Source organism: Arthrobacter sp. 10L430 (assembly GCF_056395245.1).
Genome location: NZ_JBFTJD010000047.1, coordinates 1 through 4,822 on the forward strand (window position 1 = coordinate 1; position 4,822 = coordinate 4,822).

3 protein-coding genes and 1 pseudogene are annotated in these 4,822 nt (G+C 63.9%); 2 read left to right on the forward strand and 2 right to left on the reverse strand.

Annotated elements, in window-relative coordinates; translation table 11 throughout:
- Positions 1 to 656: 656 nt before the first annotated feature.
- Together AC1DDG_RS21500 and AC1DDG_RS21505 are read right to left on the reverse strand one after the other, a co-directional pair.
- A complete protein-coding gene (locus tag AC1DDG_RS21500; RefSeq protein WP_476877675.1) occupies positions 657 to 1,664 on the reverse strand; it encodes a sugar phosphate isomerase/epimerase family protein in 1,008 nt (335 codons plus the stop codon).
- On the reverse strand, positions 1,661 to 2,839 hold the full coding sequence (locus AC1DDG_RS21505) for a Gfo/Idh/MocA family protein (protein WP_476877676.1): 1,179 nt from the start codon (positions 2,837 to 2,839) through the stop codon (positions 1,661 to 1,663). Before AC1DDG_RS21505 ends, AC1DDG_RS21500 begins: the two co-directional genes overlap by 4 nt.
- A 135-nt stretch (positions 2,840 to 2,974) precedes the next feature.
- Between AC1DDG_RS21505 and AC1DDG_RS21510 the strand changes: the two genes are divergently transcribed.
- Complete coding sequence (locus AC1DDG_RS21510; protein ID WP_476877677.1) at positions 2,975 to 4,003, forward strand: LacI family DNA-binding transcriptional regulator; 1,029 nt, start codon at positions 2,975 to 2,977, stop codon at positions 4,001 to 4,003.
- Positions 4,004 to 4,142: 139 nt separating this feature from the next.
- Positions 4,143 to 4,562, forward strand: a pseudogene (locus AC1DDG_RS21515) (substrate-binding domain-containing protein); the annotation flags it as partial.
- Positions 4,563 to 4,822: the final 260 nt, after the last annotated feature.

Genomic DNA, 4,822 nt, shown 5'->3' on the forward strand with positions numbered 1-4,822 from the left:
GCCATCCAACGCCAGATCCAGGCTCTCTGCACGGAGCTACTGACCCTGACCACCGCGAAACAAGGCCCAAAAAAGCAGCCCGCCATCCGGGCAAAATCAAATGAGTCCACGAATCAACCCAGGCGGGCATCTTGACATGATTCCTCGGGTGCCCCGACGAGGCGCATGACTGGTGCTCCCATAAATGGGGTGAGTGTCTCACTTGCGAAGTGCCGGGTCGGGGTGTTGCCGGGAGCACCGTTAGCGGGCTTTGACGACACGTCCCAGAGATGTATGCCGGTCACGCGGAATGGTCAGTAGTGGCTGCTCGGCGGGTTCGAGGCTTCCACCTCTTGTTCTCCTCTTGCGTTATGGAGGGCGGCCATATGCTGGCAGCCCAGGCGATTTCCCGTTCGTCTGCGGTAAATGTGCGGCCACGAGCCGATTCGTAGGAGACGATGAATGCTTGAGCTCGCGACCGGAACCAGGGTAGGCACCTCTGCGCTGGCGAAAGCCCCGCCGGCGGAACGCCCCCAAGCCATCGACCCGCCCAAGTAGCTCTGGGCAAGCCTGCCTTCGGTCTCCTCAGCGCCCGATGGGTGGCTTGCGGGAACGGTCCTTGGCGGTGCCGCCGCGGATGTTCTGAGTTGGGCCGCCATGACGGCGGCCCAACGTTCCTACGCCGAGATGGTCAAAGCGGAGTCAGCCTCCTTCAGTACCTTGGCTGCGACTTCGAGGCCTTCGATGCGGCCGAGCTCGACGTCTTCGTGTTCGATGTTGACGAGCATGTCCGGGTCCACCTCGTGGAGGGCGCGGAGGAATTCGGTCCAATAGGCGACGTCGTGTCCCTTGCCGAGGGCGACGAAGTCCCACGCGGCCGGCTTGGGCCATTCGTTGGCCCACTCGTCGCCGCCGAGGTTGGTGCGGTTCTCTGCGGGGGACAGGCGGCGGAAGCGGTTGTCGAGGACGCCGTAGACCGCCGCTGTTGCGGTGTTGACGCGCACGTCCTTTGCCGCTGCCTGGAACACCAGGGGGCCGAGTTCGCGGATCACGGCCACGGGGTCCATTTGCTGCCAGAAAAGGTGGGAGGCGTCGAGCTCAACGCCCACGTGGGTGGCTCCGGTGAGGTCCACGAGCCTGTACACGTCAGCCGGGTTGAACACGAGGTTCTGGGGGTGCAGCTCCAAGGCGACCTTGACGTCCAGGTCGCGGGCAAGCCGGTCAGTTTCCTCCCAGAACTCTGCGGCGACGCCCCACTGGTAGTCGAGGACATCCAGCGCCGCAGAGTTCCAGGCGTTCACGATCCAGTTCGGCACGGTTGCCCCGGGCTCGCCACCCGGGAGACCGGACATCGTGACCACCCGGTTCTGTCCGAGGCGGTGGGCGAGGCGGATGGAGCGGCGGATGTCTTCGGCGTGCTTGTCCCCGATGGTGCGGTTGGGGTGCAGGGGATTGCCGTTGCAGTTCAGCCCGGCGATTGCCACGCCGGTGCCTTCGAAGATGGCGAGGTAGTCATCGCGCGCTGCGTCGCTTTCGAGGATCTCGTCGAAGGTGGGGATGTGAACCGGGGGCAGGAACCCGCCAGAATTGATTTCGATACCCGTCAGTCCCAGGTCAGCGATGACTTTCAGGGCTTCGGGGAGCGGACGGTCGTGCAGGACTGCGTTGTAGACGCCGAGTTTCACAGGGTTACCTTCTTTCCGGAGCCGAGCGCCGACTCTGCGACTGCGCCGAGCAGTTCCATGTTGCGCACGCCTTCATCGAAAGTGGCGCAGCGGGGAAGGGACGATGCCTCGTCGAGGCCTGCGACTTCTTCGAGGAAGGCTCTGGCCTGGTAGCCGAAGGCATCGTTCTGGCCGAAGCCGACGCTGGGGGCGTCCATGGCGAGGCCGCCGGCGAGGTAGGGGTGTTCGGGGCCGAGGATGACCTGGCGGTAGCCGTTTTGGGATGAGGGGCCGGAGTTGAGGAAGAGTTCGATTTCAGCCGGGCGGCGCTGGTCGAACCTGGCGGCTCCGTTTTCACAGAAGACTTCGAAGATGAGGCTGTTTGCGTGCCCGGCGGCGACACGCGAGACCTCGAAACCGCCGGAGCCGTGATCGAACTCGGCGGAGAAGGCTGCATAGTCATCGTTTTCGACGGCCTCGTAGGTGTCGCTGACAGCGGCGTGGTCGTGTCCCATGACGGCGCCGAGGGGGAGGGGGCGCTTGCCGATGGCGGTGCTGAAGCGTCCGCCGCTGATCGAGCGGATGTCGCCGCAGAGGAATTCGGCGACGTACGCCAGGTGGGAGCCGACGTCGGCCAGGGCTCCGGAACCCGGGCCGCCCTTGTAGCGCCAGCTCATTGGTGCATCGGGGCTGAAGCCGTAGTCCGTCCAGTAGCGGCCGCTGAAGTGCAGCACGTTGCCGAGGGTTCCGTTCCGGATCAGGTCTCGGATGTACGCGATACCGGGAGTGCGGCGGAAGGTGAATCCGATCCGGGCAATGGAGGTGGCGTTGCGGGCTGCTTCGGCCATGGCCCGGGCGTCTTCCAGGGTGTCGCTCAGCGGCTTCTCGCAGAGCACGTGCTTTCCGGCGGCGAGGAGGCCCTCGACGACTTCGCGGTGCAGCGAGTTTGCGATGACTACGCTGACGACGTCGATATCATCGGCTTCTGCGATGGCCTGCCACGACGTGTCGTTGCGTTCGTAGCCGAACCGCTGTGCTGCGATTGACCCGAACTCGGGATTGACGTCACCGATGGAGACCAGCCGGACGGGCGGAAGGACGGGGTTGTAGAGCGTTGATGCGGTGCGGAAGGCGGCGGCGTGAGCCTTGCCGGCCATGCCTGCACCTATGACGGCGATGCCGAGATCTTTGGGCATTAATTTCTCCTTCGAAACTTAGCCGGGGCGTTGCCCGGCTCAGCCGTTACGACATTGTGGAATCAAAAATGGAGCGCTCCAGAAACACAATAGGACCGGAACTTTGTCCTGTCAATCTATCGAATGCTCTGCGTCATGGGTGACAATGGCAGGGTGACGCAGGAAACCGGTGCCAGACGCCCGAACATATACGACGTGGCCTCCGCGGCCGGGGTATCAAAGTCCCTGGTCTCCTTGGTGCTGCGCGGTGCGCCTGGTGTCTCTCCTACGCGACGAGCTGCGGTTGAGGAGGCTATCGAACGGTTGAACTACCGTCCGAATCGCGCTGCCGCGACGCTGGCCGGTAACAGATCGCGCACCATTGGAGTTGTCCTTGATGATTACCGGAACCTCTGGTTCGTAGGGCTGTTGTCAGGTCTGCACGAGCAATTTGCGCCGCTGGGGTTCCGCGTTGCCATCGCCGATCCCTCTTTCAATTCCCACCTGGACCGGACACCCGTGGATGGTCTCATGTCACTGCGTGTGGATGGCATCGTGATCGCAACTGAACCATCGGAGGAGATGTTCGCGGCTCTCGACGTTCCTGCGGTTGTCGCCGGCAACCGTGACATTCCGGTTCCCGGGGCCGACGTCGTGGCCAATGACGACCTGGCAGGGGGCCGCCTCGCCGTCGAGCACCTGATCGGACTGGGCCACAGGGAAATCGGGCACGTCACCGGCGGCGGAGGCGCCGCGCGTTTACGCGCGCAGGGGTACGAAGCAGCCATGCGTGAGAACGGACTGCGGCCTCAAGTCACAGAGGGCCAAGGACTCACAATGGAATCCGATGGCTACCAGGCATCGCTGAAGCTGCTGGATCAGAACCCATCGCTCACAGCAATTTTTGCGGCCAACGACACCATGGCGCTCGGTGCAGCCGGCGCCGCCCGCGACAGGGGTCGGCGTATACCCGAGGACCTTTCCCTCATCGGTTACGACAATTCGCCTTTGGCGTCGGCCAACCTGCTGCGGCTCACCACGGTCGACGGCCGCAACGAGGAGGTCGGGGCCTGGGCTGCAAAGGCACTGCTGGACCGGATGAAGGATCCGTCGGCGCCGTTAAGAACAATGCTGCTGGAGCCGGAACTGGTCATTAGGGCCTCGACGGCGGCAGTTACAGTGTGACTGGATAAGTTCCGCACCGGGACCGCCAGGGCTCGGTATCTCGCAGGCCCCCGTGGGGCGGCTCAGCCGCTCTGGACTCGTTGGCGGTAGTGCCGGGGAGTTTCACCGGCATCGTTGAGGAAATGCCGGTTGCTGCGGCCCGGGCGACCACCTGGGGTTTCGGAGCGCCCGCGAACGAGAGCGGGGATTTATGGAGGAACTCGGCCGTTGGGGCGTCCGTACTGCCGATGTACCCGTCCTCCAGGACCTGGATGATGCGGAGACTGCCCAGAACGCGGTCGCAACAATGGTGCGGTCCGGCTCGCGACCGACGGCGATTTTCACCAGTCACGGTCCCTCAACCATCGGCGCCATCAGGGCGTTGCGCGAAGCCGGTCTCCACAATTCGGTCGCCCTCGTCGGATTTGATGACTTCGCCCTCACGGAAATCCTGGAACCCGGTGTTACGGTCGTCGCCCCCGACCCGGAAAGAATCGGAAAATGGCGGCCGAAAGACTGTTCGCGCGAATCGACGGTTCCCGGGCCGAACCGAACACCTATGTCGTGCCGACAACATTGATAGCACGTGGCTCCGGCGAGTTGTGGGCCCAAGATTGACGCCCGCCATCGGAAGGGCCGCCGACTCTGCCCGCATGGGCAAGCGGCAGCCGTCGAACGCCGGCGGAACCGGCCCGAGGAATCATGTCAAGATGCCCGCCTGGGTTGATTCGTGGACTCATTTGATTTTGCCCGGATGGCGGGCTGCTTTTTTGGGCCTTGTTTCGCGGTGGTCAGGGTCAGTAGCTCCGTGCAGAGAGCCTGGATCTGGCGTTGGATGGC

Excerpts from the sequence above, each read along its gene's own strand:
- AC1DDG_RS21505 (WP_476877676.1), bottom strand. The coding sequence starts at position 2,839 with ATGCCCAAAGATCTCGGCATCGCCGTCATAGGTGCAGGCATGGCCGGC.
- AC1DDG_RS21510 (WP_476877677.1), top strand. The coding sequence starts at position 2,975 with ATGGGTGACAATGGCAGGGTGACGCAGGAAACCGGTGCCAGACGCCCG.